Genomic DNA, 18,945 nt, shown 5'->3' with positions numbered 1-18,945 from the left:
GAGGGGGACTCACATGAGTGAACGTTCCAAAAGAAAGTCCGTTAGTCTGGCTCTAAGCTTGCTGGCAGCTTCCAGCCTGTTCGTCGCTTGTTCCAAAGATCTTACGGGGAGCCCAAGCGCAACGGGAGCCGCGAAAACGACAGCAACGCCGGCGGCGGCAGCAGGTCAATATCCGATTAGTACGCAAGAAACGTTAACATCCTGGGAACAGATCGACACGAACCTGGCGTCTTTCGTCCCCAACTTGGCCGATTCCCCGTTTGGTAAGCGCTTAGAGAGTGAAACCGGGGTTAAGGTCAAGTATACGCACCCGGCCGACGGTCAATCGAAAGATCAATTCAACCTGCTGATCGCTTCGAACAACTTGCCGGATGTCATTGAATATAACTGGGGCGGCGGCGGAGCGGCAGCGTATCCGGGTGGGCCGGAGAAAGCGATCGCGGACAAGGTCATCCTGCCTCTAAACGAATTGATCGATAAAAATGCGCCAAATTTAAAGAAACTGCTGCAGCAGGATAAAGAGCTGGACAAAATGATCAAAACGGACAATGGCACCTACTACGCTTTTCCGATGATTCGTCCGGACAACGGCCTGGTTTTCCGGGGACCGATGATTCGCAAAGACTGGTTGGATGAATTGAATCTTCAGGTGCCTGCGACGATCGATGAATGGTATACGGTTCTGAATGCTTTCAAGGAGAAAAAAGGGGCAACCGCGCCATTTACGGCTCTGTACAGCAATGAATTGAATATCCAGGATGCGTTCATTGGCGCTTTTAAAACAGCAAACCGCTTCTATATCGACGATCAGGGAAAAGTGAAATACGGGCCTACGGACCCTCAATTCAAGGATGCGCTGAGCTTGCTGCACAAATGGTATGCCGAAGGATTGCTTGATAAGGACTTCGCGCTTAATACGGACTCCAAATCGCTGGATACGAAGTTAATGAGCGATGCCTCGGGGGCGACAGTGGGCTTGTTAAGCGGCGGAATGGGCAGATGGATGGATACGGGCAAAAAGAAAAATCCGAAGTTCCAGCTGGTAGCCGCTCCATATCCTACTTTGAATAAAGGGGAACGTGCTTTCATCGGACAACGTGATTTTAAATATAATCCGGTTGCAAGTAAAGCCGTTTCTGGGGATTCCAAGCATGCGGAGCTTGCCGTCAAATGGATGGATTATGCGTATAGCGAGAAAGGCAGCCTGTTGTTCAACTTCGGTATCGAAGGCGAAAGCTATACCATGGAGAATGGCGTGCCTAAGTTTACCGATAAAATTACTAAAGATCCTAAATACAACCTGCAGCAAATGATTACCCAATACACGAAGCCAAACGGTCCGTTCCTCGGCGATAGCCGGAAAAGCTTCAATACATTTAAAGAACAGGATGAGGCCATCAAGATTTGGGAGCAAACGGATGCCGCCAAGCATGTGATGCCGCTCTTCTTAACGCCGACAGCCGAAGAAAGCAAAGAATTGGCTAAACTAAATACAGCCATTACCAGCTATAAAGAGGAAATGTTCGTTAAATTCGTAATGGGCAAAGAGCCGATCGATAAGTTCGATGACTATGTAAAAAGGATAAAAGACATGGGGATCGACAAGGTGACCCAAATTTATCAGGGTGCTCTAGACCGGTACAATAAGCGATAATTAGTCTACGGCGAATCTGGCGGAGGGAGTGGACGATCTGGCGTGAACGATCCGTTCCGACCTTCCGCAGAGCCCGCCCGTGGCTGGAGAGGGTGATGCTATGAACACCATGATTGCCAAACCAAAGCCGGTTGCAGCCCTTGGAGAAAAACGGAGATTCCATTTCGGGATTTTGCTGGATATCCGCAAAAATAAACTGCTTTACGTCATGCTGCTGCCGGTTCTGCTGTATTATGTCGTATTTCACTATGCGCCCATGTACGGTGCTGTGATTGCATTCAAGGATTTCTCCCCAAGACTCGGAATATGGGGGAGCGAGTGGGTCGGGTTCGAGCATTTTCGTGAATTTTTTACAGGCCCTTATTTTTGGCGAACGATTAAGAATACGGTTCTGATCAGCTTCTACCAGCTGTTATTCGGATTTCCGGCGCCTATCCTCCTGGCGCTTTTGCTCAATGAATTGAAGCATGCTTTGTTTAAAAGAACGGTGCAGACCGTGACCTACATGCCGCACTTTATTTCATTGATTGTTATTTGCGGAATTCTGAAAGATTTCACATCCAGCGAAGGCGTTATTAACGATGTCATCGCGTTCTTCGGCGGGGAGCGTTTGACTTTTTTACTCGAGCCCAGCTTGTTCCGCACCGTCTATGTTTCTTCCGGCATCTGGCAAAATATCGGTTGGGGAACGATCATTTTCCTGGCGGCCTTAACGGGGATCGATCAAGAGCAGTATGAAGCAGCCAAAATCGACGGCGCAGGCCGCTGGAAGCAAATGACGCACGTCACGCTGCCGGGGCTTATGCCAACCATCGTGATTCTGCTTATCCTCGATATCGGGCGGATGATGAATGTCGGGTTCGAGAAAATCATTTTGTTGTACAATCCGGGCACTTATGAAACGGCTGACGTCATTTCCTCCTATGTGTATCGTGTCGGTTTGCAGGATTTCAATTACAGTTTTAGTTCAGCGGTGGGCTTGTTCAACTCGGTCATCAATTTTGTCCTGCTCATTTCTTCGAACTGGCTGAGCCGCAAATTTAACGATACAAGCTTGTGGTAGAAGGGAGAGAGCGATCATGCTGAACAAGGCGAGTTTTTCAGAGAGATGCTTCGATTATATCAATACGGTGCTGATGGTCCTGCTAATGGTCCTTACCGTATACCCGCTTATTTATGTGCTGTTTGCTTCAGTCAGCGATGCAGGAAGCTTGATGGGGCACAAAGGCATCTTATGGCGTCCCATCGGGTTCTCGCTTGATGCTTATACGAATGTATTCCGCAATCCGATGATTTTAAAAGGCTATGGGAACACGCTGTTTGTCGTATTGGCCGGCTTGGCGCTGAATATTACGCTGACCTCCTTCGGAGCTTACGCACTCTCAAGGAAAAGCTTACAGTACCGCAAGCCGCTTATGCTGTTCATCATCTTTACGATGTTCTTTAGCGGAGGACTGATTCCGCTCTACTTGACGGTCAAAGGAGTGGGAATGGTTAACTCCCTTTGGGCGCTTATTATTCCGCAGGCTATCAATACGTTTAACCTGATTCTGATGAAGACGGCGTTCGAAGCCATTCCCGATGCGCTGGAAGAGTCTGCTAAAATGGACGGGGCCAACGATTTCGTTATCCTGTTCCGGATTGTGCTGCCGCTCTCCATGCCCGTAATCGCCGTAATGCTGCTGTATTATGGCGTGAGCCATTGGAATTCCTGGTTCCAGGCGATGATTTTCCTGCAGGAACGTTCGCTCTATCCGCTGCAGTTGGTGCTGCGGGAAATATTGCTGCAAGGGGAAGCCAATGCCAATGCGGGCGTTTCCGACGGCGATGCGGCCATGCTTGCCGCCACGTTGAAGTATGCGACGATTATCGTCGCTACGGTTCCGATTTTATTCGTGTATCCATTTTTGCAAAAATACTTCGTCAAAGGCGCTCTGATCGGAGCTATCAAAGGATAGGAGGAAACATGCGTGAATGAAAGCGGCAGTTCCGCAGTTCATCTCGATGTTGATTGGGAACGTTACATGGCAGCAAACGATATGGAGTGGGTCGTGAAGCCCGTTAGCTGGGAGGAAGGGGCTTTCCTCGGCAACGGCTTGCTTGGCACGATGGTGTACGGGGAGGAACATGCCAGTAAGCGGCATGTGCTTCGCATGGTTACCGGGCGCACCGATGTGACGGCAACCCGGAAGGACAAACCCGGATTCCCGCCCCGGGTTCCGCTCGGCGAGCTGGATTTGGAATTGGAAGGGAAAATCTATCATCCGACGCATATGCGGATCAGCCTGTGGAACGCTGAACTGCAGGCCACGCTGACGACGACGAGCGGGGAAGTCAAGCTTCGCTCGTTGGTACACAGTCTCTATCCGGTGATAGCCGTAGAGATTGAGACAACAGCGGGCGAAAGCGGCGCCGGATGTGCGTGGTACGCCTATCCGGATGTCGACCCGGTGCTGAAAAATGCGGACGGGGTGAATTTGAATCAATATGTTCCGGTCACAGAAGTGGAACATACGGAAGAAGCGGACGGCATCCGCGTTTGTACGCAGCGGTATTCGGGCGAAGACGGCTGCACAACCGCTTGGAAGGAAGTGCAAGTGTCGCCGAATCGCCGGATCTGCTGGCTGTCCGTTACCCGGGGGCATGGCGAATCGGCAAAGGCCGAAGCCGTGAACGCGGTGGCGCAAGCATCAGTTGCGAACTTCGATGAGTGGGTGCAAGCTCACCGGGCATGGTGGCACCGTTATTACCGGCAAAGTTTCGTTTCGCTGCCGGATGGCCGTTTGGAAAGCTTTTACTGGATTCAGATGTATAAATTGGCATCGGCTGCGAGAGCGGACAGTCCCCTGATCGATAACCAGGGGCCTTGGCTTACTTCCACGCCTTGGCCTGGCTGCTGGTTCAATATGAACGTGCAGATGAGTTATTCGCCGGTGTATACGGCCAACCGCTTGGAAATGGGGGAATCGCTTGTCCGTTCGCTGTATGCGAACAGCGATAATCTGATTCTGAACGTACCAGAAGATTGCCGGCACGATTCGGCGGGATTAGGACGAAGCTGCAGCTTCGATCTGCTGGCTCAAGTGGATGATGAGATTGGAAATTTGACGTGGATCTGTCATAACGTTTGGCGGCATTACCGGTATGCCATGGACGATGACATGCTGAAAGAAGTTTTATTTCCGATTTTAAAGCGGAGTGTGAACTACTACCGGTATCTGCTGGAGGAGGGAGATGACGGATTCCTGCATCTGCCGCCGACGATTTCCCCGGAGTATGGCTCGTTCATGCGGACCACTGTGCCGGACTGCCATTACGATCTGTCCCTGCTCCGCTGGGGATGCGAGACACTGCTGGCGATTTGCGGAAGGCTGTCGATCCGCGATCCGTTGATGCCGGCGTGGGAAGACATACTGGCAAGGTTGGCTCCGCTTCCCGTCGACGAGACGGGCTTTATGATTGGACGAGATATGCCGCTCGCTTACGGGCACCGACATTTCAGTCATCTGCTGGCGATTTTCCCGCTGCATCTCGTTAAGGGAGAAACAGAGGAGGAACGGGCCTTAATCGCAACTTCCCTGCGTCATTGGCTGGCCAAAGAAGGGGACCTGCGCGGCTTCAGTATGACCGGGGCGGCCTCGATCGCAGCAAGTCTCGGGTGGGGGGATGAGGCGCTGCGGCTGCTGCAATCGCTTCTGCTCATCATCAAGCCGAATACGATGTACAAGGAAGCGGGACCGGTCATCGAGACGCCGCTGGCCGGCGCTGAATCGATTCATGATATGCTGCTTCAGAGCTGGGGCGGCAAGCTGCGGGTGTTTCCGGCAGTGCCGGAGGCGTGGACGGAGCTGGCTTACCATAATTTGCGGGGAGAAGGAGCCTTCCTGGTCAGTGCGGTTCGCAAGCATGCGGCCACGCAGTGGATCAGAGTGAAAAGTTTGGCCGGTGAGCCATGTTTGATCAAGACGGGCTGGAGCGGGATTATCCGCTGGAACGTCATCGATGTCTACGGTGCGGTGCGAGGGTCCGGCGAAACGGTCATCGACGATGAAATATCGCTTGATCTGGATACAGGCGAAGAGGCCGTTCTCTATCCGGGGGAAGAAGGACCCCATTTGCGCTTGCGTCCGGTCGAAGGAACGGAGAAGGTGGCGCGATATTTTGGAGGACATAAGCCTTGGCGGCTTTACGGCTTTTAATCAGACCAAACCTGACTGAAAGCAGCTGGCGAAGATGAAGTGGTTAAATATGGAATGGTTAGGAACACCTGTAAGTGCGGAAGGCTTTCGCATTTGCGGGTTTTTTCGTTACAGCTGGAGAACGGAACTTCCTGTTCAATTACATTAGAATATTCATACAAAAAATGAGAATATCAAATGTACACAAAGATGAGAATCAATGATAATATATAATGTAGTATGCAAAGTTATTTACTGTTGGAAACAACGATACATTTTGTATCTATTTGGGAGGAGGCGGATATATCATTCAACATTGTACTGGTACCAGAGACGGTTGCTTTAGAAGCAAACCAAAATAGATGCGAAATGTATCATGAAGTCGCCATGTATGGATGATCTATCGGGTGGTCTATGAATAATTCTGCTAACTCACCAAAAATGTAAGCGCTTACCATTTTTAATGAAATGATTTCATGCTTCGGAAGAGATACAAATTGTTTAAAGGGAGGATTAGGAAGAAATGAAATTTTCGTGGAAATTTATAGGAATACTTATGGCCGTAGTTATGTTGAGTCCATTGTCTTTGAACAATGTCGCATTCGGTGCTCCGTTGGTCCCCCATGCAAATGCTACCACGGTAGCAAATGACGGAACCCGCAACATCGACTTTAACAATGATTGGCAGTTCTATCTTGCTACAAGTACTCCAACCGTTAATACGGGCGGTGTGAAAAATGGATTGCAAGACCCGGCGGGGGCGCCTACTACGGCGCAGATTATCAATCCGGCTTTCGACGCCAGTTCATGGAGAACCGTTAATGTTCCTCACGACTGGAGCATTGAAGGACAGAAAGTTTCCTCAGGCAGCAACGCTCAGGGTTACCTGCAGGGCGGTTTGGGATGGTATCGTAAAAGTTTTGTTTTGCCGGATAGCATGAGCGAAAAGAAAGTTTCCGTTGACTTTGAAGGCGTTTACACGGACTCGATCGTGTACGTTAACGGCAATCTGATCGGTGAGTACCCAAGCGGCTATACGGGATTCTCTTATGACATTACTCCGTATCTTACATATGGTGACGATAGTCCCAACGTTATCGTCGTTAAGGTACAGAACATGTCCCCTTCAGGACGCTGGTATACAGGTTCCGGTATTACAAGACCGGTACACCTGGTTGTGACTGACAAGACCCGTTTTCTACGAAATGGCATTACGTATACATCTCCTGATCTGGAATCTGCCTATAATGCGGATCACAGTGCCAATTTGGTTGTGAGTGCCGATCTCTATTCTGAAGCTTCCAACGGCGTTGCTCAGATTCGGACCTCCGTCATTGATGCTAACGGGAAAGTCGTATCGACTAACACGAGCGATCCTGTTGATTATAATCCTTCAACAAAGCTCACTTTGAACGATAGCTTACAGGTGCCTAACGTCCACTTGTGGTCTACCAACGATCCGTATCTCTATACGATTCGCACGGAACTGATCACGGAGATCAATGGGGGGACAGGTCCTCAGGTTGTAGATACGATGGATACTTCTTACGGCTTCCGATGGATTAAGATGGCGCACGTTGACACCACGAATGCCAATACGATTGCTAATTCCGGCGGCTTCTATCTCAATGGTGTCTATACCAAACTTCAAGGCGTTGACCTGCATCATGATGACGGATCGCTTGGTGCCGCAGACAACCTCGATGCCGCCATGCGTAAATTCAAAATCTTGAAGGATATGGGGGTCAATGCTTACCGCACGTCCCACAATCCTCCAAGCAAACAGGTTATCACGGCCTGTGAACGCCTCGGTATCGTTGTTATGGAAGAGGCTTTCGATGGATGGGGTTCTACCAAAGCGGCTTATGACTTCGGAAACTGGTTCTTGACGAATGTCCCTGACGGATGGAAAGGGTCAACCCTTGCTCCAGTTCCTACAACTTCAGGCGCTCAATACATGTGGAGCGATTGGGTTATTCAAGAAATGGTTAGTCGTGACAAGAACTCACCTGCCATTATTATGTGGTCCATAGGCAACGAGATACGCGGAGTCGGCACTAAGCCTGCGTGGATGAACACTCAAACGATGTATGGCGTAAGTGCATTTAATGAGTACAGTGAATCCATTCGTTTGATGCGCGATGTTCAGGCACTGGATCCTACTAGACCCGTTGTTATGGGGGGCGACCAAGAGCGGACACCGCCGTCTACGACTTCAAGTCCTTGGGGGCTTATCAACAATACGCTAGCTGGTTATGGCCTCAACTACAACACAGCTCAATCCGTTGATGTTCTAATGACCCGGTTCCCGAACACGTCCTTCTTTGAGTCCGAATCTTCCTCTCAAACGAGTGCGCGCGGAGTCTATCAAGATCCGAGCTTGGTGAATACAGGTGTGAATCAGACGCCAGGTTCTCGAGGGACATCGTCTTACGACAATAACTTCGCATCTTGGACGATGGGGAACGAGTATGGTCTTAAAAAAGACCGTGACCGCAAAGCGTTTATCGGACAATTCATCTGGTCCGGCTTTGATTACATCGGTGAACCTACGCCATACAGCATTTATCCGGTAGGCGTATCTTCCTTCGGTGCTATCGATACCGCAGGCTTTCCTAAGGATTCCTTCTATCTCTTTAAGAGCCAGTGGAATCCGCAGCCTATGGCGCATATCCTTCCGATGAACTGGACGAATTGGCGTCTCGGAGAGACGGTTGAAGTGTGGGTGAACACGAATCAGCAAAGTGCGGAGCTTTTCTTAAACGGTGTTTCTCTCGGCCGCAAGAGCTTCGACATTAAGACAACGAATTACGGGAAACAATACTATGAAACAACAGAAGCAACTCAAGATGACAAGCTTAACACAAGCAGCACAAACACAGGCGGTTACTTAAGTCCTAACGGAAGCAGCGGCAAGCTGCACTTGACATGGAAAGTACCGTATACGCCGGGTACCTTGGAAGTTAAGACTTATGCAGATACGACCAGCAATGTAGTTACAGCGACGGATGTCGTCAAAACGGCTGGCCAACCTTACACGGTAACTATGACTCCTGACAAAAAGGTCATTACGGCTGACGGCAGAAGCCTTTCCTACATTGAGGCTGATATTGTCGACAAGGACGGAAATGTCGTGCCGGATGCCGGCAATTTAGTTAAGTTTGATGTAACAGGCGGAGCTATCGTCGGGGTGGACAATGGCAAGCAGGAGAGCAACGAGCTCTACAAGTGGGGGAATGTGGAACGCAATACGCATTCCGAACGCAGCGCATACAACGGCAAAGTACTGGTCATTGTTCAGTCCAACAAAGGCCAAACAGGTCCAATCACGGTCAATGCCTCATTTGACGGCTCTCTGCCGGCACAGGCTACAGTCTTTGCTCAAGCGGCAAACGCGACTGGCAACGCCGGCATTTTACCGGTAAATGTTAGCGTGATGAAGGACAGTGCGGTTAACCTGCCGTCCAACGTTACAGTTGTTCATGCGGACGGCACGACTTCTCAGTCATCTGTCAATTGGACGAATGTTCCAACTGCTAACGTAGTAGGAGCTTTCAAGGCAACTGCGCAAGTAGACGGTCTCCAAGCAGATGCTAATGTGAATGTATACGATTTTAGCAGCGCTTCCGTTAACCTATCCGTGGCAGCAGGAGACATCCCGGTTTTGCCGGCATATGTAAAGGTCAACTTTACGAATGGTCTCAGCGTAAGCATGCCGGTAGTTTGGCCTAGTCTGACATTAAGTCAGGTTCAAGCTAGCGGAGTCCTAACGATCGAAGGCCAAATTACTGGTCTAACTCGCAAAGCAATCGCAACAATTAATGTTTCGAGCAGCTTTACGCCAAACGTTAATCTTGCTGCGAGTGCAGCAGGTACAGGGGCCCAAGATGTTGTTTCGACAACCGGTCCAATCGCTACAGCAACGTTTACCAACGGAACCTCATATCCGAACTTAATGTTGGATGGCAATACGACAAGCGGAGGATGGACCAACAAATACAATATAGCTGCGACGGCAAACCTGCCGGCTGTCAACAATACGCGTCCTTATGAGTTTGTGCAGGTGAATTGGCCTCAATTCAATACCTTTAGTTCCGTTAAGCTGTACTTTACAACGGGTGGTACTGCACCAACAACTAATCTGCCGAAAACGCTGGATGTTCAATACTGGGATGGTTTGCAGTGGGTTTCCGCAGGGAACCAAAAAATTGTATGGGCAACTGCATCCAACCAAGCAAGTACAGTAACTTTTGACATGGTCACCACGACCAAAATTCGAATCGGTATGGAGAACGCAACGCCGTACTCAACCACTGCGGGCGGTATGGCGATCACCGAGCTTGAAGTCTACGGCAACAAGCCTAAAGAGCTTAAGATCACGGATATTCAACCGGTTAGTGTTACAACACAAGTAGGGGTAGCACCTGTATTACCGACAGTCGTTCAAGCCGTGTATGATGATGGATCAAAAGCACAGGCAGCTGTAACATGGGATAGCATCGATCCGGCTTCTTATGCGCAGCAAGGAACTTTTGAAGTACAAGGAACAGTGAATGGCACTACGATAAAAGCCAAGGCGAGTGTAACGGTAACTGTGCCGACAGCGGCGGACATTGCTGCGGGAATAACTCGCATAGCGGCTCCGGCGAAAGATGCGACAAGTCTGACGCTGCCGACTGTACCGGCCGGATTTACGATAACGATCAAAAGCTCGGATAACGCGTCGGTCATTCAAGTCGACGGAACCGTTATCCCGCAAAGTGCAGATACAACGGTGAATCTTGTCCTGGAAGTGACCCGGACATCGGATGGTACGAAAGCGGCAACTGGCAGCCTGCCTGTCATTGTTCCGGCGAAAACGGTTGCAGCATTGCCTGCGGCAACGTTAACTGAAACTGGCGTCGTATATCCGGGCCAATCGTTTGATCTCACTTATGGCTTAAGCAACCTGGGTTCGATCGCAAGCGGAGGCATCTATGCGGAAGAATTGACGGTCAATTATGATCCGGCTCAATTGAAGTTAAGCGCAGTTGTTCCGCTCAGCGACGGTATTTTTGTAAGCCAGGCAGGAACGCCTGGACACATTCGAATCATCTCGGCGAGTCAAGGAGCTGTTCATGCCATTACGAGCAACAACAGCGCAGCGATCTTGAAGCTGAGCTTCCAGGCTAATCCTGCGGCACAGTCAACGACCAGTACTGTAACCTTGTCTGGCGTGGTCGTCTCCGATAGCCATGGCGTAGAAACGAAGATACAAGGCGCATCCAGCAGCGTACAAATTACAGTTGTGGATAAAACAGCGTTGAACGCGCTGATCGCAACCGTACAAGCGAAGTACGATGCGGCTGTAGAAGGAAGCAATCCGGGCCAATATCCAGTCGGATCGAAAGCGGCTCTGCAAGCGGCGATCGCTGCTGCGCAAACCGTAGCTAACAATTCGGCGGCGACACCGGAACAAGTAGGTCAAGCGGTGATTGATTTGAATGCAGCGCTGCAGTCCTTCCTTGCATCGATCAATGTGGCGATTCCGGGAGATCTGAATGGCGACGGCAAATTCAGCATCGGGGACTTGGCTATTGTGGCTAGTCACTACGGAGAAACAACGAGCAGTCCGAACTGGCTGGCGAGCGCGGATATGAATAACGATGGCGTGATTGATATTACCGATCTTGCTTTCGTGGCACAGCACATCATTTCGCAACCGTAATCGTTCTGTAAAAAGAGGAAATGATTGGGGGGAGGGCATTCATGCCTTCCTCTCATTCTTCAAACCCAAATTTAGAAGCGGAGGTAAACCGTGAATATTTTAAAAGGAAATGTTAAAAAAGTAAGTATTCACCTTATGAGCATGAGCCTGTTGCTCTCGTTGGTGACGGCACCGGCCGTATCGTATGCCGATACACAACCAGCTGCCCTTGAGCAGAATCAAGGGACATTTACCCTGCCTCCTTCACAAGCGTTAACCGGGTCGCATACCGTTTCCTTCGATCATTATTCGCTTATGATCGACGGCAAGCGAACGTTCATCTATTCCGGTGAGTTTGACTATTGGCGTCTTCCAAGCCAATCCGAATGGCTCGATGTGCTGCAAAAAATGAAGTCAGCCGGATTTAACGCGGTATCCATTTATTTCAACTGGAACTACCATTCGCCGGCACCTGGACAGTATGATTTCACAGGCGTTCGTGATGTAGACAAACTTCTTACCATGGCACAACAAGCCGGGATTTATGTCATCGCAAGACCTGGGCCGTACATCAATGCCGAAACCGACGGCGGGGGATTCCCAGGTTGGCTCATGACGCAGTCTGGCCGTGCCCGCTCGTCTGCAGCCGATTATACGAAGGCCTATCAAGAATGGATGACCAATATTGATGCGATTATTGCCAAACACCAGATTACAAATGGCGGAAGCGTCATTTTGTATGAAGTGGAAAACGAGTATACGGGGTCAGATGCGACCTACATGCAGCAGCTCGGAGACAAAGCTCGTAAAGATGGAATCAATGTCCCTTTGTTCCACAACGACAAGAGCGGTCCTAGAGGAACCTGGTCGAGCGGAGTGGGCGCGCCCGATATGTATGCTTTTGATAGTTATCCAAGTTTAGGCGGTCTTCCAAACTATTATGGGGATTCCCATACGTTCGCTCCCAATAATCCTGTGTTTGTCGCAGAACTCGGCGGCGGTTGGTTTGATCCTTGGGGTGGAAAAGGGTTTCCTGCACTAGCGCAAACGTACAACGCCAATTATGAGAACATTATTTACAACCATGTAGTGTCACAAGGCGCTACAATGATGAGCATTTATATGACATACGGCGGAACAAACTGGGGATATCTTCCATTCCCGGGGGTGTATTCATCTTATGATTACACAGCTGCAATTAGCGAAAGCCGCCAAATAGGGGCAAAATACAACGCGGAGAAACTTCTTGCCACGATGTATCAAACGCTTACGCCACTCACAAAAACCGATTCTCTGAGCACAGCTGCTCCAAGCAACGTAAATCTTACGGTGAATGGGTTGAAAAATCCGGATACGGGAACTCAGTTTTACGTGCTGCGTCATAGCAATGCTGCATCGACAACGAAAGACACAACGAGCCTCAGCATTACCACTGCGGATGGTTCCTATACCATTCCGAAGAAAACTGGCACTTCAATCGAGATCAACGGGCAGGAATCCAAATTTCTAGTTGCCAATTACGCGCTAGGCTCGGAGCATTTGGTATATTCGACATCGAACTTATTTACGCATGTGACACAAGGTAACCGGGATACCGCTCTGTTCTACGGCGGGCAAGGGTCAGATGGCGAAACGGTTTTACGGTACGCAACACAACCGACAGTCACTGCTTTATCCGGGAACGTAACATCGACCTATGATCCAATAAGCGGCGATTTGCGTCTCAACTATACTCATGATGGAAGCGTATCGAAGGTACTCATCCAGCAAGGCGGCAAAGAGCTGCTGCTTCTTCTAACGACCGATATAACAGCGCGAACGTTCTGGCGTGGCGATACAGGGAATGGGGCTGTGTTGGTACAAGGTTCTTATTTGCTGCGCACCGCATCGACGGATGCAAATGGCAATCTAGCCCTTCAAGGCGATAATGAAAAAGCGACTCCGGTTGAAGTGTTCGGTGCAGCAACCGGCCAAATCACATGGAACGGCGTTGCAATGGAAACGGCAGCAACTCAATCCGGATCCTATGTCTTTTCTCTGTCTGATCCAGCAGCGGTTACGATTCCGCAGCTTTCCAATTGGAAGTTTTCCTATGAAACACATCAGGCAAACCCCAACTTTAATGATTCCGCTTGGATCAGTGCGAACCGCACCACAACCAACAATCCGACCAAACCTTCGACGCCAACGGTTTTGTATGCGGATGATTATGGATTCCATCACGGTATGGTCTGGTATCGCGGTCACTTTACAGCAAGCGGAAATGAAACGGGAATTACGCTCGATGGGGAAGGTGGAGACAACGGAGCCTATGCGGTATGGTTGAACGGTTCGTATCTCGGTTCTTCCTTAAGCGGCACCAAAGTTTTCTCATTTCCATCCAATCTTTTGAACAAAGACGGTGACAATGTTGTAGCGGTCATGGTGCAAAATATGGGACATGACGAAGACGGAGGGTCCAACGATTCCCAGAAAAGTCCTCGCGGTCTTGCTCAAGCTTCATTCCAAGGCTCATCCACATCAATTGCTTGGAAGATTCAAGGCAATCAAGGCGGAGAAACGCTTAGTGATCCAACTCGGGGCGTGATGAACGCAGGCGGCTTATTTGGAGAAAATAACGGATGGGCGCTGCCCGGTTTCCCGAATCAGTCTTGGAGCGACGTAAGTCTTCCGGACAATTGGTCACAGCGTGGACTTCCAGAAGGTGTTGCTTGGTATCGGACATCTTTCAACTTGAACTTCCCTACGATGAGTGATGTGCCGCTGGGATTAAATATTAGCGATTCCGCAACCAAGAACTATCGTTCCTACATCTATGTCAATGGATGGCTTGTCGGCCAATATATTAACAACTTAGGACCTCAGCATCTCTTTTCCTTGCCGCCAGGCGTATTAAATCCAAATGGCAATAACGATGTGGCGATTATGGTTTGGGCGCTTGACGGAACATCAACAGGGCTAGGGCAAATAAGTCTTCAAGGGCTTGGGAATTATGCAGGTGGCGTCCCTGTACAAGTGAATAACAGTCCGGACTACGCTGCTCTATTTCCCGGCGGATCCGCTGCGGTTACCGACAACGCAGTTTTGTCATTGTCTTCACCTTCTACAACTATTGCAGGTGGGCAAACACAAACGATCACAGGAGTTCTTACCAACAATGGAACCAGCCCTATTCAAGTAAGCAGCGTGAATCTGAATGCTCCAGTAGATTGGACGGTTACATTAACGAGTGGCAGCGCGAGCGGAAGCCTTCTACCGGGTAAATCGCAAAAGGTGCTGTGGAATGTAACACCTCCAAGTTACTATCCGGGGTATCTGGTGCAGCTGAGCGCAAACGCGACTTATACCGATACAAAAACGGATAAAACAAGTGCGATGCTGCCGCTAGGAACGGCATCGATTTCCTCCACAGCTGTTTCTGGCATTACGCTTGATAAGTCGATTTTGCATCTCGTTCCAGGTACCACAATGCCATTGATTGCGGTCATTACGCCTTCCGATGCGTATAACAAAGCGGTTAAATGGAGTACAACGGATCCAACTGTTGCAACTGTAGACCAAAACGGAAACGTAACTGGCGTTGCACTTGGAAATGCCGTGATAACCGCAAAAACAGAGGACGGCGGATATTCAAAATCAGCCGACATTACCGTACAAGCGGGTAAAACGGCCGTTACGGGAGTAACTGTCAATAAGACCTTGTATTATTTTGCTTCGGATTATTTTTCAGCAACGAATCCGGCTGCCAATGCACCCAAAACACAGTTGATTGCAAGCATTCTACCCGATGATGCGACAAATACACGTGTAACTTGGACATCGGACAATCCGACGGTAGCATCGGTTGATCTATTTGGCGTGGTAACAGGGCTTAAAGAAGGCAAGGCCCGCATCAGCTCCACCACTCTAGATGGTGGATACACCACGACGACGGCCGTGTATGTTCCGACGGTTAGCGAAAGTTTTGAAAATCAAATATCAGGTTCCAGTTGGAATGTTACCAAGGGCAGCACAGCCGGTGCCATTTCCGCAGCAGTTGGTCCTGCTTCCGGCGTGACGGGTCAGGTGCTCAACTTCACTGCGGGCGGAACCGGTGCGCGCAGTGCTTACAAAACATTTGCCACGCCGATTGCAAACAGCAAAGTGGAGCTGATGCTTGATTGGAATGTAGGCGCTCCGAGCGGTGGCACGGGACAACTTCGCATTCAAGACAGTTCCCATAACACGTATGTTGCGATCGGAGTCTCAGCAGGTGCAACAAGCCGGCTTGTCTACACAACAAATCCTACTATCCTTGCTGCGGGCGATGCCCTTACTACATCGAATGCAACACAACTCCCGGTTAGCGGATTTAATACGGCAAATGCGACGTACCGTGTAGATGCAGTTCTCGACACGACAGCTAAACAAGTAAGTTTCACCATTACCAATGCAGCCGATGCGAAGCAAACGGCGACGGTCACCGTTCCATATGCTTCCGGCGTCAATTTCACCAATAATTTTGGTGGGTTTGAACTTTATGCAACACGAAATTCCGGCGCGACAATGGCATGGAACACGTGGATCGACAATTTCAATGTATATAAATTGTCATTAGTCAATAAAACGGCGCTAAATGCCCTGATTGCAACAGCACAGTCCTTGAATAGCAATAGTTACACACCGGCATCGTGGACTTCCCTGCAAAACGCCTTGACGAGTGCCGTCAACGTGAATAAGAACGCGAATGCGACACAAGATCAGGTTGATGCAGCAGCATCTGCTCTACAGACGGCTGTAACAGGGCTGCAAGTATTGGCGGGAGCGACTTTAACAGGCAGCGGCACAGCAAACTCCGGACAGCCGGTTACGCTGACTTACGGCCTGGCAGGAGTTACGCAAAATACGTTTGCGCAGGATATTACGTTTACCTATGATCCGCAGCAGTTGGATTTTGTTTCTGCGGATTCATTGAACAACAATTTTATGATTGTCGATAAAGTAGCCACTCCGGGTCAGGTTCGTCTGATTGCAGCGAGTGTGGGGACAGACCACAAGTCGAATGGAAATTGGCTGACCCTGACGTTCCGTGCCAAATCGACGCAGTCGACGACCACATCGGTAACAGTGTCAAATGTGGTTATCGCGGACGATGCGGGCGTAGAAACAACAGTGAATGGCACATCGTATAGCGTGCAAATTACGGCTGTAGACAAGACGGCGCTCAGCACACTGATTACGAGCGCACAAAGCCAGCACGATGCGGCAGTGGAAGGAATGGCGGCAGGACAATACCCTGCTGGCTCGAAAGCAGTGCTTCAAAGCGCTATTGACAGCGCTAAGGCTGTACTTGCCAATGCAGCTGCTACGCAAGCTGATGTTACGCAGGCGGTAAGCAGCTTGACTGCGGCACTGCAAACATTCGCGAACTCGGTTGTTGTCGTGGACACGACGGCGCTTCGCGCATTGATTGCCGATGCCCAAGGCCAGCATGATGCGGCTGTGGAAGGAACGGCAGTAGGACAGCATGTTGTTGGCTCGAAGGCGACGCTGCAAACCGCTATTGACAGTGCTAGAGCGGTGTTAAACAACGCGGCAGCCACGCAAGCGGACGTTACGCAGGCGGTAAGCAGCTTGACTGCGGCTTTGAATACGTTCAAAGCTTCGGTGGTTCAACGTATGCCAGGCGATGTAAACGGAGACAGCACAATCAGCATCGGTGACTTGGCGCTCGTAGCTGTGGCTTACGGTAAGACTTCTGCGGATGCGGATTGGGATCAGTACAAAGTTGCGGATATCAACGGCGACGGCGTAATAGACATCCTTGACCTTGCCGCTGTTGCAAAAATGATTTTTGAGCAATAGTGTTCATAGACCGGGACTCTCTGAATAAGGGGGTTCCGGTTTGTTTTAGGTTTGGGATGGGGCTGCCTGGGGCGCCTACCATTCCGCTTTTCGTTTCGCCAAAATAAGGGAAATCGTTGCCATATCCGAATAATAAGAGCCCCAAAGTTAGAACCGTCAGGATGAAACTGACGGTTATTCTAATTGTTGTCGAAATGAGTACAGTTATGATAGGATGAAAACGGACGTTCTACTTGGATATGGAACGAAGAACAGGAGATTCTTTTTATTATGACTAACACGAACAATCAGCAAGTGATTAAACTAGCTTTGCTGCTCGGTTTATTTTCGACACTGGGGCCTTTTACGATCGATATGTATTTACCGGCGTTTCCGGAAATTGTGAAGCAATTCGATACGACAGCTTCGCTGGTGCAGCTCAGCTTGACCGCTTGCTTACTCGGACTCGGTATCGGCCAGCTCGTTATGGGTTCGCTGAGCGACGTCTACGGTAGACGCAATCCGCTGCTTATCTCCATGGCCGTTTATGTTGTCGCCTCGCTTGCTTGCGCATTTTCGCCACATATCGGACTGTTGATCACCTTCCGGTTCGTACAGGGGTTTGCCGCTTCGGCAGGCATTGTCATTTCCCGTGCGATCGCACGCGATCTGTACAGCGGTCACGAACTCACAAAATTTTTCTCGCTGCTTTTGCTTGTCGGTAATTTGGGTCCGCTCGTGGCTCCGGTTACCGGGAGCGGGATTCTTTCTTTCACGACGTGGGTCGGCGTGTTCATCGCGCTGGCGCTGCTGGGAATGTATCTGCTGACGATGACAAAATGGAAGCTGCAGGAGACTCTGCCATCCGATCGCCGCAGGCCCAGCAATTTCATGGAGCAGCTGCGGAACTACGGAATGCTTTTGCGAGACCGCCAATTTGTCGGCTACATGCTGGCACAGGGCATTATGATCGCGGGAGTCTTCGCGTATGTTTCGGGAACGCCGTTTATTTACCAAAATATTTACGGGGCTTCGCCGACCTTATTCGCTCTTTTGTTCGGATCGAACGGCATCAGCCTGATTATCGGCTCCCAACTGGTCGGCCGAATGTCGCATCGCGTATCCGAACACGCTTTTCTATTGTTTGGCTTAGGGCTCGCCAGTTTGGCAAGCGTCGTTGTCTTAGTGGTGGCTATCGTCCATGGGCCGCTTTTCGCACTGGTGATTCCGCTGTTTTTCTTCGTAGGGGCAATCGGCATTACGTCAACGGCAGCATTCCCGCTTGCTATGGAGAGCCAAGCTCATATGGCGGGCAGCGCCGCTGCGCTGCTGGGCGTCATTCCCTTCTTGCTCGGAGCGGTCGTCTCTCCGCTAGTCGGCATCGCGGGTGAAGACACTGCCGTTCCGCTGGGTGTCATTATTTTATTGACGAGCGCTGCAGCGATGTTGGCTTACTTCTTTCTGGTAAGAAGAAGCACGCGTGAGAGCTTAGGTTAGTCGTATATGTTAAATGGAAACCAGTCTGGCACTGTACTTAGTGACGGGCTGGTTTTGTTTGCTATGCTGGGATGGCGGGCCTCCAATCTCCATGCCTCGCTGGAGGA

7 protein-coding genes are annotated in these 18,945 nt (G+C 50.1%); all 7 read left to right on the top strand.

Translation table 11 applies throughout. The features are described from left to right. The first annotated feature begins 13 nt into the window (after positions 1 to 13). The 7 genes from GC097_RS27665 (at position 14) to GC097_RS27635 (ending at position 18,838) form a co-directional block, all read left to right on the top strand. Entirely contained in the window at positions 14 to 1,654 is a 1,641-nt protein-coding gene (locus GC097_RS27665; RefSeq protein WP_171686519.1) for a type 2 periplasmic-binding domain-containing protein, read from the top strand. Positions 1,655 to 1,763: 109 nt separating this feature from the next. Next, positions 1,764 to 2,717: an ABC transporter permease gene (locus tag GC097_RS27660; protein ID WP_216625925.1), complete on the top strand. Its 954-nt coding sequence runs from the start codon at positions 1,764 to 1,766 to the stop codon at positions 2,715 to 2,717. A 16-nt stretch (positions 2,718 to 2,733) separates the two neighbouring features. Next, a complete protein-coding gene (locus GC097_RS27655) occupies positions 2,734 to 3,612 on the top strand; it encodes a carbohydrate ABC transporter permease (RefSeq protein ID WP_171686517.1) in 879 nt (292 codons plus the stop codon). Between the two features lie 12 nt (positions 3,613 to 3,624). Further along, the gene (locus tag GC097_RS27650) at positions 3,625 to 5,853 is read left to right on the top strand and encodes a glycosyl hydrolase family 95 catalytic domain-containing protein (RefSeq protein ID WP_171686516.1); all 2,229 of its coding nucleotides are present in this window, start codon (positions 3,625 to 3,627) and stop codon (positions 5,851 to 5,853) included. Positions 5,854 to 6,388: 535 nt separating this feature from the next. After that, positions 6,389 to 11,539, top strand: a complete 5,151-nt coding sequence (locus GC097_RS27645) for an Ig-like domain-containing protein (RefSeq protein ID WP_171686515.1) — start codon at positions 6,389 to 6,391, stop codon at positions 11,537 to 11,539. Positions 11,540 to 11,629: 90 nt separating this feature from the next. After that, a complete protein-coding gene (locus GC097_RS27640) occupies positions 11,630 to 17,362 on the top strand; it encodes a beta-galactosidase (protein ID WP_171686514.1) in 5,733 nt (1,910 codons plus the stop codon). 270 nt (positions 17,363 to 17,632) lie between these two features. Next, a complete protein-coding gene (locus tag GC097_RS27635; protein WP_171686513.1) occupies positions 17,633 to 18,838 on the top strand; it encodes a multidrug effflux MFS transporter in 1,206 nt (401 codons plus the stop codon). Positions 18,839 to 18,945: the final 107 nt, after the last annotated feature.

Origin of the sequence: Paenibacillus planticolens (assembly GCF_013141725.1) — a bacterium.
Taxonomy (GTDB): Bacteria; Bacillota; Bacilli; order Paenibacillales; family NBRC-103111; genus Paenibacillus_E; species Paenibacillus_E planticolens.
This window is presented reverse-complemented; position numbering and strand designations above follow the sequence as displayed.

Excerpts from the sequence above, each read along its gene's own strand:
- GC097_RS27660 (WP_216625925.1), top strand. The coding sequence starts at position 1,764 with ATGATTGCCAAACCAAAGCCGGTTGCAGCCCTTGGAGAAAAACGGAGA.
- GC097_RS27665 (WP_171686519.1), top strand. The coding sequence starts at position 14 with ATGAGTGAACGTTCCAAAAGAAAGTCCGTTAGTCTGGCTCTAAGCTTG.
- GC097_RS27645 (WP_171686515.1), top strand. The coding sequence starts at position 6,389 with ATGGCCGTAGTTATGTTGAGTCCATTGTCTTTGAACAATGTCGCATTC.
- GC097_RS27655 (WP_171686517.1), top strand. The coding sequence starts at position 2,734 with ATGCTGAACAAGGCGAGTTTTTCAGAGAGATGCTTCGATTATATCAAT.
- GC097_RS27635 (WP_171686513.1), top strand. The coding sequence starts at position 17,633 with ATGACTAACACGAACAATCAGCAAGTGATTAAACTAGCTTTGCTGCTC.